The 18414-nt window shown below is 66.8% G+C and carries 22 protein-coding genes; 19 read left to right on the plus strand and 3 right to left on the minus strand.

What is annotated here, in order from left to right:
- The first annotated feature begins 58 nt into the window (after window positions 1-58).
- The 4 genes from glmM (at window position 59) to CIHUM_RS02125 (ending at window position 3215) form a co-directional block, all read left to right on the plus strand.
- Complete coding sequence (gene glmM, locus CIHUM_RS02110; protein WP_034997313.1) at window positions 59-1402, plus strand: phosphoglucosamine mutase; 1344 nt, start codon at window positions 59-61, stop codon at window positions 1400-1402.
- A gap of 108 nt (window positions 1403-1510) precedes the next feature.
- The gene (locus tag CIHUM_RS02115; protein ID WP_034997314.1) at window positions 1511-1837 is read left to right on the plus strand and encodes a hypothetical protein; all 327 of its coding nucleotides are present in this window, start codon (window positions 1511-1513) and stop codon (window positions 1835-1837) included.
- An 8-nt stretch (window positions 1838-1845) separates the two neighbouring features.
- Window positions 1846-2934 (plus strand): hypothetical protein, encoded by a 1089-nt coding sequence (locus tag CIHUM_RS02120; RefSeq protein WP_148363822.1) that lies wholly within the window; start codon window positions 1846-1848, stop codon window positions 2932-2934.
- 2 nt (window positions 2935-2936) lie between these two features.
- The gene (locus tag CIHUM_RS02125) at window positions 2937-3215 is read left to right on the plus strand and encodes a hypothetical protein (RefSeq protein ID WP_034997315.1); all 279 of its coding nucleotides are present in this window, start codon (window positions 2937-2939) and stop codon (window positions 3213-3215) included.
- Window positions 3216-3222: 7 nt separating this feature from the next.
- Here CIHUM_RS02125 and CIHUM_RS02130 read toward each other — a convergent pair whose 3' ends face one another.
- Window positions 3223-4077 (minus strand): dienelactone hydrolase family protein, encoded by an 855-nt coding sequence (locus tag CIHUM_RS02130; protein ID WP_034997316.1) that lies wholly within the window; start codon window positions 4075-4077, stop codon window positions 3223-3225.
- 80 nt (window positions 4078-4157) lie between these two features.
- On the opposite strand from CIHUM_RS02130, the gene CIHUM_RS02135 reads away from it, so the two are divergent.
- The 10 genes from CIHUM_RS02135 to groL all read left to right on the plus strand — a co-directional run bounded on the left by CIHUM_RS02135 (window position 4158) and on the right by groL (window position 11611).
- Window positions 4158-4808 carry a GAP family protein gene (locus tag CIHUM_RS02135; RefSeq protein ID WP_034997318.1) on the plus strand — a complete coding sequence of 217 codons (651 nt, stop codon included), beginning with the start codon at window positions 4158-4160 and terminating at the stop codon, window positions 4806-4808.
- A 7-nt stretch (window positions 4809-4815) separates the two neighbouring features.
- Window positions 4816-5883 (plus strand): alanine racemase, encoded by a 1068-nt coding sequence (gene alr / locus CIHUM_RS02140; RefSeq protein WP_034997320.1) that lies wholly within the window; start codon window positions 4816-4818, stop codon window positions 5881-5883.
- Window positions 5884-6351: a tRNA (adenosine(37)-N6)-threonylcarbamoyltransferase complex ATPase subunit type 1 TsaE gene (tsaE, locus tag CIHUM_RS02145; RefSeq protein ID WP_034997321.1), complete on the plus strand. Its 468-nt coding sequence runs from the start codon at window positions 5884-5886 to the stop codon at window positions 6349-6351. It abuts the gene before it with no gap.
- Window positions 6352-6361: 10 nt separating this feature from the next.
- A complete protein-coding gene (locus CIHUM_RS02150) occupies window positions 6362-6865 on the plus strand; it encodes a hypothetical protein (RefSeq protein ID WP_034997323.1) in 504 nt (167 codons plus the stop codon).
- Window positions 6865-7497: a tRNA (adenosine(37)-N6)-threonylcarbamoyltransferase complex dimerization subunit type 1 TsaB gene (gene tsaB, locus CIHUM_RS02155; protein WP_034997324.1), complete on the plus strand. Its 633-nt coding sequence runs from the start codon at window positions 6865-6867 to the stop codon at window positions 7495-7497. The genes CIHUM_RS02150 and tsaB overlap by 1 nt, the downstream gene beginning before the upstream one ends.
- The gene (gene rimI / locus CIHUM_RS02160; RefSeq protein WP_034997326.1) at window positions 7494-7970 is read left to right on the plus strand and encodes a ribosomal protein S18-alanine N-acetyltransferase; all 477 of its coding nucleotides are present in this window, start codon (window positions 7494-7496) and stop codon (window positions 7968-7970) included. The genes tsaB and rimI overlap by 4 nt, the downstream gene beginning before the upstream one ends.
- Complete coding sequence (tsaD, locus tag CIHUM_RS02165) at window positions 7967-9016, plus strand: tRNA (adenosine(37)-N6)-threonylcarbamoyltransferase complex transferase subunit TsaD (protein ID WP_034997328.1); 1050 nt, start codon at window positions 7967-7969, stop codon at window positions 9014-9016. The genes rimI and tsaD overlap by 4 nt, the downstream gene beginning before the upstream one ends.
- A gap of 65 nt (window positions 9017-9081) precedes the next feature.
- Window positions 9082-9543: a hypothetical protein gene (locus tag CIHUM_RS02170; RefSeq protein ID WP_051106261.1), complete on the plus strand. Its 462-nt coding sequence runs from the start codon at window positions 9082-9084 to the stop codon at window positions 9541-9543.
- A gap of 155 nt (window positions 9544-9698) precedes the next feature.
- Window positions 9699-9998, plus strand: a complete 300-nt coding sequence (gene groES / locus CIHUM_RS02175; RefSeq protein WP_034997874.1) for a co-chaperone GroES — start codon at window positions 9699-9701, stop codon at window positions 9996-9998.
- Window positions 9999-10003: 5 nt separating this feature from the next.
- Window positions 10004-11611, plus strand: a complete 1608-nt coding sequence (gene groL, locus CIHUM_RS02180) for a chaperonin GroEL (protein WP_034997329.1) — start codon at window positions 10004-10006, stop codon at window positions 11609-11611.
- 181 nt (window positions 11612-11792) lie between these two features.
- Here the strand turns inward: groL and CIHUM_RS02185 are convergent, their stop codons facing one another.
- Entirely contained in the window at window positions 11793-12104 is a 312-nt protein-coding gene (locus tag CIHUM_RS02185; protein ID WP_034997331.1) for a WhiB family transcriptional regulator, read from the minus strand.
- A 270-nt stretch (window positions 12105-12374) separates the two neighbouring features.
- Here CIHUM_RS02185 and CIHUM_RS02190 point away from each other — a divergent pair, with 270 nt between their 5' ends.
- Window positions 12375-12956 carry a sigma-70 family RNA polymerase sigma factor gene (locus CIHUM_RS02190; protein WP_034997337.1) on the plus strand — a complete coding sequence of 194 codons (582 nt, stop codon included), beginning with the start codon at window positions 12375-12377 and terminating at the stop codon, window positions 12954-12956.
- Window positions 12953-13894 (plus strand): hypothetical protein, encoded by a 942-nt coding sequence (locus CIHUM_RS02195; protein ID WP_148363823.1) that lies wholly within the window; start codon window positions 12953-12955, stop codon window positions 13892-13894. The genes CIHUM_RS02190 and CIHUM_RS02195 overlap by 4 nt, the downstream gene beginning before the upstream one ends.
- Here CIHUM_RS02195 and CIHUM_RS02200 read toward each other — a convergent pair.
- Complete coding sequence (locus CIHUM_RS02200) at window positions 13891-14247, minus strand: DUF5319 domain-containing protein (protein WP_081634383.1); 357 nt, start codon at window positions 14245-14247, stop codon at window positions 13891-13893. The two genes, CIHUM_RS02195 and CIHUM_RS02200, sit on opposite strands and share 4 nt — an antisense overlap.
- Before the next feature lie 150 nt (window positions 14248-14397).
- On the opposite strand from CIHUM_RS02200, the gene guaB reads away from it, so the two are divergent.
- Genes guaB through CIHUM_RS02215 form a run of 3 tightly spaced genes read left to right on the plus strand, consistent with a single transcriptional unit; the run spans window position 14398 to window position 18398 of the window.
- Window positions 14398-15921, plus strand: a complete 1524-nt coding sequence (gene guaB, locus CIHUM_RS02205) for an IMP dehydrogenase (protein WP_034997340.1) — start codon at window positions 14398-14400, stop codon at window positions 15919-15921.
- A gap of 9 nt (window positions 15922-15930) precedes the next feature.
- The gene (locus CIHUM_RS02210; RefSeq protein ID WP_034997346.1) at window positions 15931-17085 is read left to right on the plus strand and encodes a GuaB3 family IMP dehydrogenase-related protein; all 1155 of its coding nucleotides are present in this window, start codon (window positions 15931-15933) and stop codon (window positions 17083-17085) included.
- A gap of 20 nt (window positions 17086-17105) precedes the next feature.
- A complete protein-coding gene (locus CIHUM_RS02215) occupies window positions 17106-18398 on the plus strand; it encodes a PAS domain-containing protein (RefSeq protein WP_158293358.1) in 1293 nt (430 codons plus the stop codon).
- Window positions 18399-18414: the final 16 nt, after the last annotated feature.

An 18414-nucleotide genomic window follows, 5' to 3' on the forward strand; every position in this document is an offset into this window, starting at 1 on the left:
TTGCGCGGAAGTTGGGGTGGCGGAGCGATCGTCGATAGGCAAGTGCATAATTGTGCGCATGACTCGATTGTTCGGAACTGACGGTGTCCGCGGCCTGGCTAACGAGGCCCTCACCGCATCACTTGCCCTCAAGCTCGGCGCCGCGGCTGCGACCGTGCTGACCAAGGACCGCGGCTCGGAGAAGCGCCGCCCGATCGCGCTGATCGGCCGGGACCCGCGTGTCTCCGGCGAGATGCTTGCTGCCGCGATGGCGGCCGGTATGGCGTCGAAAGGCGTGGACGTGCTGCGCGTCGGCGTCATCCCCACGCCGGGCCTGGCGTTTCTCACCGACGACTACGGCGCCGACATCGGCGTGATGATCTCCGCGTCCCACAACCCGATGCCGGACAACGGCATCAAGTTCTTCGCCGCCGGCGGCAAGAAGCTGCCGGACGACATCGAAGACGAGATCGAGCGCGCCATGGCCGTGCTGGAGGAAACGGGCCCGACCGGCACCGCCATCGGGCGCGTGATCGAGGAAGCGCCGGACGCGCAGGAGCGCTACCTCGCCCACCTCAAAGAGGCCATCACTGAGCCGCTCAGCGGCATCAAGGTCGTGGTGGACTGCGCCAACGGCGCTGCCTCCGAGGTCGCCCCGAAGGCATACGCGGCCGCTGGTGCCGAGGTCACCGCCATCCACAACACACCGAACGCCTACAACATCAACGACGGCTCCGGCTCCACCCACATGGACCAGATTCAGGCGGCCGTGGTCGAACAAGGCGCGGACCTGGGCCTGGCGCACGACGGCGACGCGGATCGCTGCCTGGCCGTGGACGCGCAGGGTAACGTCGTCGACGGTGACCAGATCATGGCCATCCTCGCCACCGGCATGAAGGAGTCCAACAGCCTGAAGGACAACACGCTCGTCGCCACGGTGATGAGCAACCTGGGCCTGAAGCTGGCCATGGAGCGCGAGGGCATCTCGGTGCGCGAGACGAAGGTGGGCGACCGTTACGTGCTCGAGGAGCTGAGTAACGGCGATTTCTCCCTGGGCGGCGAGCAGTCCGGCCACATCGTGGTGCCGGCCCACGCCACCACTGGCGACGGCGTGCTGTCCGGCCTCATGCTCATGGAGCGCATGGCGGAGACCGGCAAGGCGCTCGCCGATCTGGCGGAGGTGATGACGGTGCTGCCGCAGACGCTGATCAACGTGCCGGTGTCCAACAAGGCGCTGATCTTGGAGGACCAGTCCGTCAAAGACGCCATCGCCGAGGCGGAGGCTGAGCTGGGCGATGCCGGCCGCGTGTTGCTGCGCCCGTCTGGCACGGAGGAGCTGTTCCGCGTCATGGTGGAGGCCGCTGAGGAGGAGCAGGCGCGCAAGGTTGCCGGTCGCCTCGCGGCGGTCGTTGCCGCGGTGTAGGTTTATCGGCGGTAAAAGTTTTTTGCCCCGGCAGGGAACCGCCGGGGCATTGGGGGAGTCTAAGTAAAGGTAAGACAGTTCAACTGCGAGCCTTTCGGGGGTGGGCATATGACACATGTTGGGGCGCTCGACATCGATATCGATGCGGTGCGCACGAAGTACACAGAGGCTATCGAGGCGTACCGTGGCGCCGCGCGCGAGCTCGACGCTGGGCGGCCGGTGGTTGCCGCGTCGGCGTTCGGCGCGGGCTTTGCGCGGGAGGGCCAGCGCATCGTGGATGCGTTGGAGGCGTTGCATTCCACGTCGCAACGTTTCCTCGCGGCGCGCGGGGAGAATTGGGCGCAGGTGCTTTCGCTTAGCGACGCCACTGTAGCCGCCGACCAGCTCTCATCCGAGTTCTTAGAGTCGATTGCGGGTGGGGTGGAGAACGCATGATGGCGGCGGTGAAAGACGACGTCCAGTCGCTGGTGTGCGCGGTTGATGTCGCGCCGGAGGTGGGGCCGGCGCAGCGCGCCGCGGTGCACGGCCTGGCCGGCGAGCTGTTGGAGCAGGTCGCGGAGACCGACGGGCTAGATCTGAGCGCGTTTCTGGCCGCTGGCCTGCGGTTGTCTGCGGGTGGGCAGCGCCCGGAGACGCCGGCGCGGACGTGCTCGTGCGATGAGAGCGCCTGGTTCGACGAGGTGGGCATCCGCGAGCGTGAGCTTTGCGACGAAACACGCGAATCCGAGCATTTCGACCGCGCAAAAACTGCCGGGGAGAGCATTGGGCAGTGCGGGGAGGCGATCAAAACGATTGTGGCCACCGCGGAGTCTGCGGTGCGTGCCCTGCTGGAGCCGGCGCGACGCATGCTCGACATCGTGCTGAACTGCGGGATTGTGCAGTTGATCCAGCCGGCGGTGGAGATGGTCATCGAGGCGCTGCGCAGCGCGCGCGAGACCGCCAGCGACCGCAACTGCGTGATCAAGGAATGCCTGGGGGAGGTCGCCACCCGCGTCGACACTGCGGCCGCTGAGCAGCCCGCCCCGCCGGTGGACTTCGGGGAGAATACGCATTCGCCTTGCGACGTCAGTACCCGCCCCGCCGCCGCCAGCATTTCCGATGAAGCTTCTCGCAGCGCCTCGTCCAGCGATAGTGCCGATTTGGGCCTGGAGCTGACGCTGGGGCTGACGTTGGAGGCGAACCTGGAGGCGACGCTCGACGTCGACGAGACGGCGCTGGAGGACTGCCCGACCGAGCCGGCGGCGACGCCGGAGTGCGAGCCCGAGCCGGAGTGCGAGCCCGAGCCGGAGCCAGAACCCGAGCCGGAGCCGGAGTGCGAGCCGGAACCGCCACCGCCTCCGCCCGCGCCCGCAGATGACGGTGTGATCGCTCCGCCGCCGGAGCTGTCGCAGGTGGAGGAGCCGACGCCGCCGCCGAAGAAGCTGGAGAATCTGGAAACGCAGCCAGCGCAGGCAGGAGATGCTGGCGACACGGGCGACACCGGCGGGGTGGATGCTGATCCGTGGGCAATGAAGAAGTCAGGGGAGTGGTAACGATGGATTTCGAGCAGTTTGTGGCCCAGTACCAGAGGCGTACCGCGAAGCGAATGGCGGATTTCGAGGCGTTGATGAAGGAAACGCAGCAGAAGATGGAGATGACCGCCAAGCACCACGCGCGGGCCCGGGAGACCATGCCGCGGCAGCCGGTGACGGTGCCACGGGGGGATTACAGTATGCCGCGGCCTCGTCGTAACGCTGCGCAGAAGTCGCAGAAGCAGCAGATCCAGGCGGTGCTGCGCGCGATTGGCCCGAACGGCGAAAACCCCGTCGTGTAGCCGGGAGCTAGAACAGGGAGAAGCCGGCGTTGTCGCGCACCAGGCCGGCGGCCTTGGACAGCTTCTCGCCGGTCAGGGATCCCACGCCGGAGCCTTCGGCGTCAGGCTCGGAGTAGGAGGCGTACGACTTGTCTTCGTCGAGCTGGTGCAGAAGGTAGCCCACGAGCAGGCCGCGGATGGTCTCCTGCAGGCCGCGGTCGGACTTGCCCAGGCCGAGGATGCGCTTGACCAAGTTGTCTTCGGAGAAGGACTGCTGGTCGCCCTTCTTCGGCGTGCGGTAGACCACTTCGCCGGCCCAGTTGTAGGCCAGCTTGGCGGGGTTGCCGGGGTCGAACAGCGAGTCGCCGTCTTCGCCAGGGCCGACGACCATGCCGGGGACGAACAGGTTGCGCGCCGCCTCGACTGCGGACGGTGCCACGTTGGCCGGGTACACCGCCGCCACGGCCTTCGCCTTCGGGTTGTCCACCGCGGCGAGCACGGCGGCACCGCCGCCCATGCCGTGGCCGACGATGCCGAGCTTGCCCGGGGAGACGGAGATGTTGCCGTTGCCCAGGCGCACGCCGCCGAGGATCTGCATGGCGGTTTCCAGGTCGGCGGCCAGGCCGGCGTGGTCGGGCTTGAAGCCGGTTTCGGTGTCCGGCGCGGCCACGGCGATGCCCCAGCTGGCCAGGTGGCGCAGGGTGTCCTCGTAGGCGGCGACGTCCTTGAGCCAGTCGTGGCCGAACGCCACGCCGGGCAGGTTCTTGCCTTCGGCGGGGGTGTAGACCTTGCCGGGCAGGCCGGTGTAGCCCAGGTCGCCTTCCAGCACGCGGTGCGGGCCGCGCTTGGACAGGTCGGAGAGTTTCTTCAGCTTCGCAGACACGCGGGCAATCCTACTGCAATCTTTCCTCGACTAGGGTGAGTCCGACATTGCCAGGCTACCCCGCACACACAGGAGGTCGGATGCTCGGTGCTTTGCAGCTGGCGTTCATTGATTCGGTGAATCTGCTTCTCATCGGCGTCATCGTCGCGGTCGGCATCGCCGCGCGGCGCAACTACGCCAAGACCACGGCGCTGCTGATCGCGGGCGATTGGTGCGGTGTGGCCGGCTTGGCACTGATCATGCTGGTGATTTTCGACGGCCTGGGCCCGGTGGTGCAGCGCTTCGTCGAGGGCCCGGTGTTCGGCATTTTGCTCATCGCCACCGGCATCCTCACCGCCTTCCTGGCGCTGCGCGGCGGCGACAACCAGGCGCTGACGCAGAAGATCATGCGCCCGCTGCACATCCCAGGTCCGGCTACGGTGGCCACCGGCGTGGTACTCGGCCTGATTCAGTCGGCCACGTCGATGCCGTTTTACGGCGGGCTCGCGCTGTTGTCGGCGGCCGGCCTCGAGGCGCAGGTGCGCTACGCCGCGATCCCGCTCTACGCCACGGTGGCGCTGTCGCTGCCCACACTCGCCGCGTTGGCCGTGGGCTGGGTGCGCGCGAAGCCGCACAGCGCGGCGGCGCGAGGCTTCGACTGGGCGCGCGCCCACCCCGACCAGGTCACGGCCGCGGCGACGTGGTCGGTGGCGGTGCTGCTCATCGTGTTGGGCGTCACTCACGTGATGTAATAGGCCCGTGCTGAGAACAACGATCGATCTGGACGCAATCGCGCACAACACCCGCCGCCTGCGCGAGCAAACGTCGGCGGAGCTGATGTGCGTGGTCAAGGCGGACGCCTACAACCACGGCGTCGAGCGCTGCGTGCCGGTGATGGAGGCGGGCGGCGCGGACGCGTTCGGCGTGGCCACGTTCGCGGAGGCGCGTCGGGTGCGCGAGTTGACTACGAAGCCGGTGCTGGCGTGGCTGTGGGACCCGCAGGAGGAGCTCCCGGCCGGGGTCGACGTGGGGGTTCCGTCGTTTACGCATTTGCAATCGCTTATCGACGCACCAACGGCGCCCACCGCCTACCTCAAGGTGGACACGGGGATGCACCGCTCCGGCATCGATGAGGTCCGCTGGCAGGAGGCTTTCGAGCTCGCCCTGGACGCGCAGCGCAAAGGCAAGCTCACGGTCGCGGGGCTGATGACGCACCTGAGCTGCGCCGACGACCCGGCGGACCCGTACACCGACCAGCAGGCCGCCGCGTTTCGCCGCGCGATCGCCCAGGCCCGCCAGGTGGGCCTGGAGGTGCCGCGTAACCACGCGGCGAACTCGCCGGCGACCTGGACCCGACCGGACCTGCACTTCGACATGGTCCGGCCGGGGGTGAGCCTGTACGGCCTGGAGCCGGTCGATGGACTCGACCACGGACTCAAACCCGCGATGACCTGGTCGGCGCCGGTGGTCGCGGTCAAGCCGATGCGCAAAGGCGAGGCCACCAGCTACGCGCGCACCTGGGAGGCGCCGGTGGACGGGTTCACCGCCGTCATCCCGGCGGGCTACGCGGACGGGGTGCAGCGCTCCTGGCAGGGCGCGGTGGAGGTCGACATTGCGGGCCGGGCCTACCCACAGGTGGGCCGGGTGTCCATGGACCAGATCGTGGTCTGGCTCGGCGACAACGACGCTCACGTCGCCGCGGGCGATGAGGCCGTAATTTTCGGCGACGCCACCGCGCTGGCCAACCGCGCCGGCACCATCAACTACGAGGTGGTCTGCGCCCCGCGCGGTCGCACCACCCGCACGTACATCGGGGAAGGCAAGTAGATGAAGTCGATTTTTCCGGAGCAGGGCGAGCGGCTGTGCGAAGGTGCCGCGGATACGCAAAAGCTCGGTGAAGAGCTGGGCGCGGCGCTCGAGGCGGGCGACCTCGTTGTGCTCGACGGCCCGCTCGGCGCGGGCAAGACCACCTTCACGCAGGGCATCGCGAGGGGTATGGGGGTCAAAGGCAGGGTGACAAGCCCGACGTTCGTGATTGCGCGGGAGCACTCGTCGATAGGCAATGGCCCCTCGCTGGTGCATGTCGACGCCTACCGGCTTGGCGACGACCCGCTAGGTGAGCTCGACGCCCTCGACCTGGACAGCGCCCTCGAGGAGGCCGTGGTGGTGGCCGAGTGGGGCGGCGGGCTGGTGGAGCAGCTCGCGCTGCGCTACGTGCACGTCACGCTTGATCGGCGCACGCACGCTGAGACGGAAGCACGCATCATCTCCTGGCGCGTCGAGGACGGGATGTAGGCTTACACGCATGCTCAACCTCACTAGCCAGTCCCGCCGCTGGGTCGCGCTCGCAGCCGTGCTGTGGCTCGTGCTCCTCGCCGGGATCATCTTCATCCCGCAGTCCCGATCCAACGATCTCGCTCAGGTCGAGCCGACGAACTCGCTTTCTCGCTCGCTGCAGCAGACCCGCCCGGGCGGCGACGCCGTGGCCGCACAGCTGGTGGACCCGGCGCGCATCTACGACCCGGCGCGCTACCTCGGCTATACCACCCTGTGCCCGGGCGAGCCGCAGGAGCTGGTGGACGCCAAGGTGGAGGCCTTCGGTATCAGCGTCGACGACCTGGACCTCGGCGGCGACCTGGGCTACGTGCTGCTCATCCCGGGCAGCGAAGGCGAAGTCCCCATGGTGGACCCGGTGGAGCTGAACAAGGTGGATATCTGCACCGTCCCGCAGTCCGAGTCCTTCCCGCTGAACACGGCGATGCCGTTCCACATGCACCAGGGCCGCTGGACCCTCGGGTTGGGCCAATAATGCTCGTCCTCGCCCTGGACACCGCCACGACTGACCTGGTCGCAGGCATCGTGGACGGGGACCGTGTGCTCGCGGAGACGGCGGTTGCCACCCGCGCGCACAACGAGACGCTCATGCCGGAGATTACTCGGCTGCTGGGGGAGGCGGGCGCCGAGTTCGCGGACTTGGGCGCGGTCGTGGTGGGGTGCGGCCCGGGGCCCTTTACGGGCCTGCGTGTGGGCATGTCTACCGCGTCGGCGCTGGGGCAGGCGCTTTCCGTTCCGGTGCATGGGGTGTGCACGCACGACGCGGTTGCTGCGTCGCTTAGCGGGGAGGCGCTGGTGGTCACCGACGCGCGCCGCCGCGAGGTGTACTGGGCGCGCTACTCGGGCGGTAAGCGGGTGGCGGGCCCGGACGTGTGCAAGCCGGCGGATCTTTCCTCGCCCGCGGTGGAGGTGGTGAGCGTGCCGTCGTCGCTAGCGGAGCTTTTGCCTATCGACGCCCAAAGGGTGACCTACCACCCCCCAACCCCCGCCGGCTTAGTCTCAGTCGCCGACCTGGACGCGCAGCCGGAGCCGCTGGTGCCGCTGTATTTGCGCCGTCCCGACGCTGTGCCGCCGAAGCAGGCCCCGAAGTCGCCGGCGCTGCCATGAGCGTGCGCTTCCGCGAGCTGACGGTCGCGGACGCCCCGGCGGCCGCGGCGATCGAGGCGGTGCTGTTCGCCGGCGACAGCCCGTGGTCCGAGGCGGCGTACCACTCCGAGATTGCCGCGCGTCACACCTTCTACCTGGGCGCCTTCGACCGCGAAGAGCTGGTCGGGTTTGCGGGCCTGGCCATGCTCGGGCCGAAAGACGACCCGGAGTTTGAGATCCACACCATCGGCGTCGACCCATCCAGGCAGGGCGAAGGCATAGGCCGAGCGCTGATGGACCAGCTCATGCACACCGTGGACCTGTTAGACGGGCCGTGCTTTTTGGAGGTGCGGGTGGACAACACGCCCGCGATCCGCCTGTACGAAAGTTTCGGGTTTTTCACCGCGGGCGTGCGGAAGAACTACTATCAGGCCTCCGGCATGGACGCGTACACCATGACGCGGCCGAACAAGAGCGAAAGGCGAGACCAGTGATTGTGTTGGGCATTGAGTCCTCGTGCGACGAAACCGGCGTGGGCATTGTTGAGTTGCATGACGACGGCACGATGAACATTCTCGCCGACGTGGTCGCCTCCTCGATGGAGCAGCACGCCCGCTTCGGCGGGGTCGTGCCGGAGATCGCCTCGCGCGCCCACCTGGAGGCCATGCCGCAGGTGATGGAGAAGGCGCTGGCGGACGCCGGCGTTGCCAAGCCGGACGCGGTGGCCGCCACCGTCGGCCCGGGCCTGGCAGGCGCGCTGCTGGTCGGCGCGTCCGCCGCTAAGGCATATGCGGGCGCATGGGGGGTTCCGTTTTACGGGGTGAACCACCTGGGCGGGCACGTCGCGGTGGCCAACTTGGACGGCGAGCCGCTGCCCCACGCGGTGGCGCTGCTGGTCTCCGGCGGGCACACGCAGCTGCTGGAGGTCGAAGCCGTGGGCAAGCCGATGCGGGAGCTGGGCACCACGCTCGACGACGCCGCCGGCGAGGCATACGACAAAGTCGCCCGCCTCCTCGGCCTGGGCTACCCCGGCGGCCCGGTGGTGGACAAGCTCGCGGCCGAGGGCAACCCGGAAGCGGTGAAGTTTCCGCGGGCGCTTTCGCGCGCCGAAGACCTGCGCGGCGAGCACCGCTACAACTTCTCCTTCTCCGGATTGAAGACCGCGGTGGCCCGCCACGTCGAGGCCGCCGAGCGCGACGGCCGCGTGATCTCGCTGGAGGACGTCTGCGCGTCGTTCCAGGAAGCGGTGTGCGACGTGCTCACCGCTAAAGCCGTCATGGCCTGCGAGGACACCGGCGCGCGCACGCTGCTGCTCGGCGGCGGCGTGGCAGCCAACCGCCGGCTGCGGGAGCTGGCGCAGCAGCGCTGCGAGGCCGCCGGCATCGAGCTGCGGGTGCCGCGGTTTAACCTGTGCACGGACAACGGGGTGATGATCGCGGCGCTGGCCGCCCAGCTCATCCATGAGGGCGCCGCCCCGTCCGGACTGGGCGTGGGCACGGACACTTCGCTGGAGGTCGAGGTGCCGCTCGTGTCGTCGTAAGGCACGAAATGCCCGTTGCGGATACGCTTGGGGCCTGCACGTCTTGTTCGACGAAAGGATGACCCGTGTCCGCTGAAACTACAGAACAGTTCGACCAAAACCAGGCCGACCGTGAACGGTTCGGGTTCCTGGTCAACCCGGATCTGACCTACCGCCGCATCGTATTCGACGAGGAGACGGTGCGCGAGACCCTCGGCGGCGTAACCGAGAAGTTCGACGATGTCGCCTTCGACCAGGACGGCAACCGTTTCCACGCGATCTTCCGCCCGGACGCGGCACAGCTGGGCCAAGAGCCGAACCCGGTGGCATCGCTAGCGCGCAACACTTCGGAGACGGATAACCCGGAGTTCCTCACCGACCCGACCCGCGCGGTGTGCGGCCCGGTGATCTTTACCGCCGCCGACGGCGGCAGCGTCAATGAGGACACCATCGCGGAGGTGCTTCAGGCGATCCGCGCGGTGGAGAACTACCGCGACGACAACGCCGAGGAGTTCGATCTGTGGCGTAACGCGGTGCTCAACCGCTAGATCACACCGCCGCACAGCCTGTGGTTGTTGGCTGGCACTCTCAGGGGTAGAGTGCCAAAGCAGGTTGTGTGAAGCACAGTTGTTCACCCGCGACGACGGCTGCGCCTCTTCAGACCTGAACTGTTGAATCATTCACCAATGAAAGGTTGCTGATCATGGCAAACGTCAACATCAAGCCGCTGGAGGACAAGGTCCTCGTCCAGATTGCCGAGGCTGAGACCACCACCGCGTCCGGCCTGGTTATCCCGGATTCCGCTGCGGAGAAGCCACAGGAAGCCGTCGTCATCGCTGTCGGCCCGGGCCGCCTGGACGACAACGGCAACCGCGTCGCCGTGGACGTCAAGGAGGGCGACACCGTCATCTTCTCCAAGTACGGCGGCACCGAGCTGAAATACGGCGGCGAGGAGTTCCTGCTGCTGTCTGCTCGTGACCTGCTGGCCGTCGTCGAGAAGTAAGCGCCATGGCAAAACTCATCGCATTTGACCAGGAGGCCCGCGAGGGCATCCAGCGCGGCGTGGACACGCTCGCCGACGCGGTGAAGGTCACGCTCGGCCCCCGCGGCCGCAACGTCGTGCTGTCCAAGTCCTGGGGTGGCCCGACCGTCACCAACGACGGCGTGACCATCGCCCGCGACATCGACCTCGAAGACCCGTTTGAAAACCTCGGCGCGCAGTTGGTGAAGTCCGTCGCCGTGAAGACGAACGACATCGCCGGCGACGGCACCACCACCGCAACGCTTTTGGCCCAGGCGCTCGTCGCCGAGGGCCTGCGCAACGTCGCGGCTGGCGCGAACCCGATCGAGCTGAACAAGGGCATCAAGGCCGCTGCCGAGAAGGTCGTCGAGGAGCTCAAGGCCCGCGCGACCGAGGTGCAGTCCTCCGGAGAGATCGCGAACGTTGCCACCGTGTCCTCGCGCGACCCGGAGGTCGGCGAGATGGTCGCCGGCGCCATGGACAAGGTGGGCAAGGACGGTGTGCTCACCGTCGAGGAGTCCCAGTCCATCGACTCCTACGTGGACCTCACCGAGGGCATCTCCTTTGACAAGGGATTCCTCTCCCCGTACTTCATGACGGATCCGGACGCCGGCCAGGCCGTGCTCGAGGACGCCCGCGTGCTGCTGGTGCGCGGCAAGATTTCCTCCCTGCCGGACTTCCTGCCGCTTCTGGAGCAGGCCGCCTCCGAGTCCGTGCCGCTGTTCGTGGTGGCAGAGGACATCGAGGGTGAGGCGCTGCAGGCGCTGGTGGTCAACTCCATCCGTAAGGTGCTTAAGGTCGTCGCCGTGAAGTCGCCGTACTTCGGCGAGCGCCGCAAGGCGTTTATGGACGACCTCGCGGTGGTCACCGCCGCGACCGTGATCGACCCGGAGGTCGGCGTCAACCTCAAGGACGCCACCCTGGAGCACCTCGGCTCCGCCCGCCGCGTGACGGTGACCAAGGACGACACCGTCATCGTCGACGGCGCCGGCACCGCCGAGGCCGTGGAGGACCGCCGCAACCAGATCCGCCGCGAGATCGAAACCACCGACTCGACCTGGGACAAGGAGAAGGCGGAGGAGCGCCTGGCCAAGCTGTCCGGCGGTGTGGCCGTGCTGCGCGTCGGCGCCGCCACCGAGACTGAGCAAAACGAGCGCAAGCTGCGCGTCGAAGACGCCATCAACGCCGCCCGCGCGGCAGCGGAAGAGGGCATCATCGCCGGCGGCGGCTCGGCGCTGGTGCAGATTGCCAAGCAGCTCGAGGAGTTCGCTAACGGCTTCGACGGCGAGCAGAAGACCGGCGTGCTGGCCGTGGCCCGTGCGCTGTCTAAGCCGGCGTTCTGGATCGCCGATAACGCGGGCCTCGACGGTGCCGTTGTGGTGTCCAAGATCGCCGACATGCCGAACGGCGAGGGCTTCAACGCCGCGACGCTCGAGTACGGCAACCTGATTGAGCAGGGCATCATCGACCCGGTGAAGGTCACCCACAACGCGGTGGTCAACGCCGCGTCTGTGGCGCGCATGGTGCTCACCACGGAAGCGTCTGTGGTGACTAAGCCCGCCGAGGAAGACGAGCACGAAGGCCACGCGCACTAGTCGCGCATTGCCGAAGGTTCGTCGCTAAGCAAAAACGCCCCGAAACCGGGGCGTTTTTCTGTATCTCAGGCCGGTAATTTCGCAAAAGTTGACGAACCGGCCGTTTTGGGCTGCTATTTCCCCTGGCCGCAAATCGTGATTGTCAGGCTTTACGAAACCCCCGCCAGGTGGTTGCAAAAAATTACTTGGCGGAAGCCGCGGCGACCTTCATGCCGCCGGCGGTGCCGCGCAGGATGGCGGAGCGCTCAGATTCGCTCATGCCGCCCCAGATGCCGTACGGTTCGGCTACGCGCAGCGCGTGCTCGCGGCACTGGGTAAGCACCGGGCACTCGAAGCAGATGGCCTTGGCGCGGTTTTCACGCTGCGTGCGCGCCCGGCCGCGCTCCCCGTCGGGGTGGTAGAAGATCTCGGAGGCCTCCCCCCGACACTTGCTGTGTAGCTGCCAATCCCAGAAGTCGGCGTTGGGTCCGGGAAGCTGGTGCGGCAAAGACATAATCGGGAGTGCTCCTTTGTGGAAGTACCTCAAACGTGTAACCGGCAACGAGTGTGGACTGTTCTGGTTAACGTTTGGTGTCGCTGCGGTTACGGTCTGCTGTCGCCTAGTCGAACTGCGTGAAAATACCCGTGTCTTACTGCGCCAACGCAGCTGGTTACAGGCAGGTGAATTCCTGGCAAAAGGTCGGTAGCGCGAATGCTAAGGCAAGTGCGTTTATTATGAACGGGTTACGCGAAATTGGTGCAAGCTGACAGACGAGGGAAGGAGATGCGTGTGGCTGCAGGCGATGAAGACGCAGAACTCGCTGGCCTGGTTCCCGCCGCTGCGCAGGGCGACAGGCGGGCGCTGCAGCGCATCATCTCCATCATCCACCCGCGAGTGCTGCGCTACGCCAGGGCGCGCATCGGGGGCGGGCGGATGCCTACCCCCGAAGATGTCGCCCAGGAAATCTGCCTGGCGGTGGCGACGAGCATCGACCGCTACAACGACACCGGGCGGCCGTTCATGGCGTTCGTGTACGGCATCGCGTTTAACAAGGTGGCGGACGCGCACCGTGCGATGGCGCGCGACAAGCTCAGCCCGGTGGAGGAGGTCCCCGACACCGAAGTGGCGACAATCACTCCCGAGGACGCGGCGATGGTGTCGGTGGGGAGTAACGCTGTGAGGGCTTTGCTCGATTCACTTAATGAGAAGGCCCGCGACATCGTGATTCTGCGAGTGTTTGTGGGTCTGTCCGCGGAGGAGACGGCTGAAGTTATGGGAAGCACGCCGGGTGCAGTGCGTGTTGCCCAGCACCGTGCGCTGTCCAAACTGCGGAAGCAACTGGATGGAGGGCAAGCGGAGTTATGACACGTCAGGACGATCACATGGAGGAGTTCGCGCGCAGCGACGCGTTCTTTGACGCGCTCATGCTTGGCGACGATCCTTCGGCTGGCACCGACCCCCTCGCCGCCGCTCTGTTGGATTTGAAGGCTGATGTTGACCGCCCGATGCCGCCGGCGCCGCAGCTGTTCACCGAAAATACTCAGCCCTCTGGCAACGTTGCCTCGTTGGAGGAAAAGCGCGTGAAGAAGGCGAAGCGCCGCGTCAGCCCTTGGCTGTCCGGCTTGATCGGCGCGGCTGCTGCGACCGTGGTGTGCGTCGGCACCGGTGCCGTCCTGTTCGAAAGCGACACTACCGACGAGGACACCACCGTGGTGGAGCTTGCCACCACCCTCGACGAGCTTGAGGTGGCCAGCGAAAGCGGCGACGCTGCCGCCGCCCGCGACCTGCTGGAGCAGGCGCGGGATCTGGTGGCGACTATCCAGGAGCGCGAACGCCGCGCAGGCGCGTCCGCGACGGTGACGGAGACAAAGACGGTCACGGAAGCGGCCACGGAGGCGTCCACGGTGCCGCCGGAAGGCGCTTCCTCCGAGCGCCCGGCTCCGGAACAGGTCCCCGCACCGCCGGTGCAGCAGCCGACCCAGGAGCCGCAGGATCCCGCGCAGCGCGGCCCTGGGGCGGGAAATGGCGCCGGCACAGGCCATGGGAGGCCCACGCAGTCCACCCAGCCGACATCGTCGAGCCCGCAGCCGAGCACGACCGCCGGCAGCGCGGCACCGTCGCAGGGGCAGGACGCGGCCAGCGAATCGCCGTCGTCGGAAGCGGGTGCGGAGCAGGAGAGCCCGTCGCTGCGAGTCAACGACCCGGCAACGATGGTCAGCCCGCCGGCCGACTTTGGCGCGGGTGTCTCCGGCGGCGCAGAGGGCGGCCCAGTCGTCCACCCGGGCGCCGGCAGCAGCTCCTAGCGCCCCTCTAAGCCGTCGAGGTAGCCCATGGCGTAGTCCCAGGGCACGTACGCCTCGATGCTCGGCTGCGCGCTGGGCTCATGCACGGGCGGAAGCTGGTTGTTCAACGAGGCGATCATGTTTTGCTCCATGATCTCCCAGTCGTAGTAGTGGACTTGGTCGCAGTCCTCGCAGAGGAATGACACCCCGAGAATGCCGCGGGGTTTGAGTATGCGCTTCGCGTCTCGCACGTGCGAGAGATCCTGGATCACTGCGACGCGTTCTGCGGGCGACAGCGGCTCGGCGTGCTCATCGTCCTCGATGAAGGATGCCGGGTCGTTAGGGTCGTCCGCGAACGGGTCCAGTGGCATCATGTCGTCGTAGTTCACCCGTATAACCCTATACGGTGTGGCAAACCGGCTGGATCGCCCGCTGGAAAGTGCCCTGAACTGGGTGGCACGGTCGGTATTTGCGCCACGTTATATCATGGCGGAAAACATCTGCGCGGGAGAGGAGACAATGCGATGGCTAACGAGCGTGTGTGGACTGGTGGGGACGATCCGGAAAAGGTCGCGCTGCGTGGCCTGACCTTCGACGATGTGCTGCTGCTGCCGGCGGAGTCCCACATTGTCCCGTCAGAGGTGAGCACCGCCTCCCAGTTCACCAAAAACATCCGTCTGGGCTTGCCTATCGCCTCTGCCGCGATGGACACGGTTACCGAGTCCCGCATGGCGATTGCGATGGCGCGTCAGGGCGGCATCGGCGTGGTGCACCGCAACTTAAGCGCCCAGGACCAGGCGGAGCACGTCGACATCGTCAAGCGCTCCGAGTCCGGCATGGTTTCCAACCCGGTGACCGCAACCCCGGACATGACGCTTGAAGACGTGGACGCGCTCTGCGCTCGCTTCCGCATCTCCGGCCTGCCAGTGGTGGACGACGGCGGCCGCCTGGTGGGCATCATTACCAACCGCGACATGCGTTTTGAGGCGGATTTCCAGCGCAAGGTGGCTGAGGTTATGACCCCGATGCCGCTCGTGGTGGCACCGGAGGGCGTCGATAAGCAAGAAGCTTTGGCGCTGTTGTCCTCCAATAAGGTGGAGAAGCTGCCGATCGTGGCGGCGGACGGCACCCTGGCCGGCCTGATCACCGTGAAGGACTTTGTCAAGAGTGAGCAGTACCCGAACGCCTCCAAGGACGCCGACGGCCGTCTGCTCGTCGCCGCTGGCGTGGGCACCGGCGAAGATTCCTTCGACCGCGCGGGTCTGCTGGTGGAAGCTGGCGTGGATGCGCTCGTGGTGGATTCCGCGCACGCGCACAACAACCGCGTGCTCGAGATGGTCTCGCGCGTGAAGAAGGAATTCGGCGACCGCGTGGACGTCATCGGAGGCAACCTGGCCACCCGTAGCGCGGCGAAGGCCATGATCGACGCTGGCGCCGACGCGATCAAGGTGGGCATCGGCCCAGGCTCCATCTGCACTACTCGCGTGGTGGCAGGCGTGGGCGCGCCGCAGATCACCTCGATCCTCGAGGCGTCCGTCCCGGCGAAGGCCGCAGGCGTTCCGATCATCGCCGACGGCGGCATGCAGTTCTCCGGCGACGTAGCCAAGGCGCTGGCGGCGGGCGCGTCCACCGTGATGCTCGGTTCCATGCTTGCCGGCACCGCTGAGGCCCCGGGCGAGATCGTGGTCGTGGGCGGCAAGCAGTACAAGCGCTACCGCGGCATGGGATCCATGGGTGCCATGCAGGGCCGCGGCCTGACCGGCGAGAAGCGCTCCTTCTCCAAGGACCGCTACTTCCAGGCTGATGTGACCAGCGAGGACAAGCTGGTGCCGGAGGGCGTCGAGGGTCGTGTGCCGTTCCGCGGCGAACTGGACTCCATTACCCACCAGATTGTCGGTGGCCTGCGCGCCGCCATGGGCTACACCGGTGCTGCCTCCATCGAGGAGCTGCAGACGAAGCAGTTCGTCCAGATCACCGCCGCCGGCCTGCGCGAGTCGCACCCGCACGACATCACGCAGACCGTCGAGGCGCCGAACTACCGCCAGTAGGGGATATTCATGCGCGACTACGTGGAAATCGGCCTCGGCCGCGAGGCCCGCAGGGCGTACGACTTGGGCGACCTTTCAATCGTGCCGAAGCGCCGCACCCGTTCTTCGAAGGACGTGGACACGAGCTGGAACATCGACGCCTACACCTTCGACATCCCGCTTGTTTCTCACCCGACGGACGCGCTGGCCAGCCCCGAGTTCATCATCGAGATGGGCAAGCAGGGCGGCCTCGGCGTGATCGACGCCGAGGGGCTTTGGGGCCGCCATGCCGACCTCGAGGGCGCGGTGAAGAAGGTCGTGGACTCGTGCGAGGACGCCTGGGGTATCGACTCGGAAGAGAAGTACCAGGAGTACATGGACTCGGAGGAGCGCTCCGTTCGCACGCTGCAGGAGCTGCACGCAGCGGAGCGTGATACCGATTTGCTCACTGAGCGCATCGCCCAGGTGCGCGACTCCGGGGTCACAGTGGCGGTGCGCGTGAGCCCACAGAACGCGCGCGAACTGGCACCGGTGGTCATCGCGGCAGGTGCGGAGATTCTGTTCATCCAGGGTTCTATCGTCTCCGCCGAGCACGTGCAGCAGGGCGGCGAACCGCTCGACCTTAAGGAGTTCGTCGGCTCGTTGGACGTGCCGGTGGTCGCGGGCGGCGTGTTCGACTACTCCACGGCAACACACCTGATGCGCTCCGGAGTGGCCGGCGTGATTGTGGGCTCCGGCGACGCCAACACGGTGGTCAACGTCCCCATGGCGACGGCGATCGCCGACGTGGCGGCAGCGCGCCGCGACTACCTGGATGAGACCGGTGGGCGCTACGTGCACGTGCTGGCGGACACCTCCCTGTGGGAGCCCGGCGCTGTTGCCCTTGCTATCGCGTGCGGGGCGGATGCAGTCATGCTCGGCCGAGATTTGGTGCAGGCGTCCGAGGCTGCGGCGAACGGGGTGTACTGGGAGGCGCAGACGGCGCACCCGCGCTTTCCCCGTGGTGGCGTGAGCAAGCATGCGGTATCGGGCAAGCGTGTGCCGTTGGAGACTGTTCTGTTCGGGCCGTCGAGCGATCCATACGGCCGTCTGAACATCGTCGGAGGTCTCAAGAGAATCATGGCCAAGTGTGGTTATACTGATGTGAAAGCTTTTCAGAAAGCAGATCTGGCAATCCGTAATTAAGAAATTGGATGAGTACGCCCATGTCTAGCCGTGTAACCCTTCTTCGCGACGCACCAGAGGGTGCCTCCCATGAAGTGGATGTCAACGACATCTTTTTCTCGGTCACCGACGCGAAGGGTGTGATGACGCATGTTAATGATGTGTTCATCAAGTACGCCCAGTACAGCGCGGACGAGATGATTGGCAAGCCACACAACCTCATCCGCCACGACGAGATGCCGGGTGCCGCCTTCAAGCTCATGTGGGACACCATCGAGGATGGCCGCCCCTTTGCCGCATACGTGCGCAACCGTGCCAAGAGCGGCTCGGCTTACGACGTGCTCGCCACCGTCACCCCGCTGCCCAACGGCGGTTACCTCTCCGTGCGCACCCGTCCGATGACGGAGCGCTTCGAGGCCGCGGGTCAGCTCTACCAGGAGGCGAACCTGGTGGAGCACGAGGCGAAGGCCAACGGTGTGGGCCGCCGTGAGCGCGCCGTCATGGGTGCGGAGAAGATCGGCGAGCTGCTGCCGGACTACGACGCGTTTATCCAGGCCGCCCTGCCGGCCGAGGTGCAGGCGCTTGAGGACGCCGGGTTTACTCTGCCGGAGGGCTCGGGTGACATTTACGACGCGGCCCGCGCCCTGTACGCCGAGTTAGACCAATTCATGTCCGTCCAGACCGCCATTCAGGACGCGGCCGACGAGCTGCGCAAGGCGTCCGCCACCCTGGTGGAGGAAAACGCCGTCACCAACAACGTGAAGGCGGAGATGGAAAACGTGGTCACCGAGGGGGCCTCGCGCACCCTGCTGCTCGCGCCGCTGCAGGTGTGGGCGACCATGCGCGGGATCATCGACGAGAACGCCGCCACCCTGGAAGAGGTGGCCGAGGAGCTGTACGCGAAGACCGCAAACGCGCGCATGGCGATTGCGCTGGCGCGTCTGCACACCGCACAGACTGCGCAGTTCTCCACTGAGTCCGGCGCGGATGAATCTATGCGCCTGCTTGTGGACGCGCTCGAGGTTGACGTTCGGGAGATGGACGACGCGGTGTTCCTGCACTCGTCCTTCCGCCGCCGCGTGGAGCTGAAGGTCAACTCCATTTCTGAGCTGACCAAGATTCCGTTGGAGATGATCCGCCGCTGGTCCCAGAACACCAACGAGTCCACCATGGACGCTGAAGTGATGCCGCTGGTGGAGCAAGTCAACAACGCTATGGCCGCCGCCGATAATTCAATCGTTCAGCTGCAGCAGGCCGCCGATAAGCTTGCCCAGGCACCGTCCACGGACGAGGTCCGCGCCGCCCTGGAGCGCCTTAGCTCGGCTGTCCAGTAACGCGTACTACGCCCCG

The sequence above is a fragment of the Corynebacterium ihumii genome (assembly GCF_028609825.1).
In the GTDB taxonomy this organism is placed as follows: Bacteria; Actinomycetota; Actinomycetes; order Mycobacteriales; family Mycobacteriaceae; genus Corynebacterium; species Corynebacterium afermentans.

Bases quoted from the DNA above. Each gene is read 5' to 3' on its own strand.
- glmM (WP_034997313.1), top strand. From the start codon at position 59: ATGACTCGATTGTTCGGAACTGACGGTGTCCGCGGCCTGGCTAACGAG.
- CIHUM_RS02115 (WP_034997314.1), top strand. From the start codon at position 1,511: ATGACACATGTTGGGGCGCTCGACATCGATATCGATGCGGTGCGCACG.
- CIHUM_RS02125 (WP_034997315.1), top strand. From the start codon at position 2,937: ATGGATTTCGAGCAGTTTGTGGCCCAGTACCAGAGGCGTACCGCGAAG.
- CIHUM_RS02135 (WP_034997318.1), top strand. From the start codon at position 4,158: ATGCTCGGTGCTTTGCAGCTGGCGTTCATTGATTCGGTGAATCTGCTT.
- tsaE (WP_034997321.1), top strand. From the start codon at position 5,884: ATGAAGTCGATTTTTCCGGAGCAGGGCGAGCGGCTGTGCGAAGGTGCC.
- CIHUM_RS02150 (WP_034997323.1), top strand. From the start codon at position 6,362: ATGCTCAACCTCACTAGCCAGTCCCGCCGCTGGGTCGCGCTCGCAGCC.
- tsaB (WP_034997324.1), top strand. From the start codon at position 6,865: ATGCTCGTCCTCGCCCTGGACACCGCCACGACTGACCTGGTCGCAGGC.
- rimI (WP_034997326.1), top strand. From the start codon at position 7,494: ATGAGCGTGCGCTTCCGCGAGCTGACGGTCGCGGACGCCCCGGCGGCC.
- groES (WP_034997874.1), top strand. From the start codon at position 9,699: ATGGCAAACGTCAACATCAAGCCGCTGGAGGACAAGGTCCTCGTCCAG.
- groL (WP_034997329.1), top strand. From the start codon at position 10,004: ATGGCAAAACTCATCGCATTTGACCAGGAGGCCCGCGAGGGCATCCAG.
- CIHUM_RS02185 (WP_034997331.1), bottom strand. From the start codon at position 12,104: ATGTCTTTGCCGCACCAGCTTCCCGGACCCAACGCCGACTTCTGGGAT.
- CIHUM_RS02190 (WP_034997337.1), top strand. From the start codon at position 12,375: ATGCGTGTGGCTGCAGGCGATGAAGACGCAGAACTCGCTGGCCTGGTT.
- CIHUM_RS02195 (WP_148363823.1), top strand. From the start codon at position 12,953: ATGACACGTCAGGACGATCACATGGAGGAGTTCGCGCGCAGCGACGCG.
- CIHUM_RS02200 (WP_081634383.1), bottom strand. From the start codon at position 14,247: ATGATGCCACTGGACCCGTTCGCGGACGACCCTAACGACCCGGCATCC.
- guaB (WP_034997340.1), top strand. From the start codon at position 14,398: ATGGCTAACGAGCGTGTGTGGACTGGTGGGGACGATCCGGAAAAGGTC.
- CIHUM_RS02210 (WP_034997346.1), top strand. From the start codon at position 15,931: ATGCGCGACTACGTGGAAATCGGCCTCGGCCGCGAGGCCCGCAGGGCG.
- CIHUM_RS02215 (WP_158293358.1), top strand. From the start codon at position 17,106: ATGTCTAGCCGTGTAACCCTTCTTCGCGACGCACCAGAGGGTGCCTCC.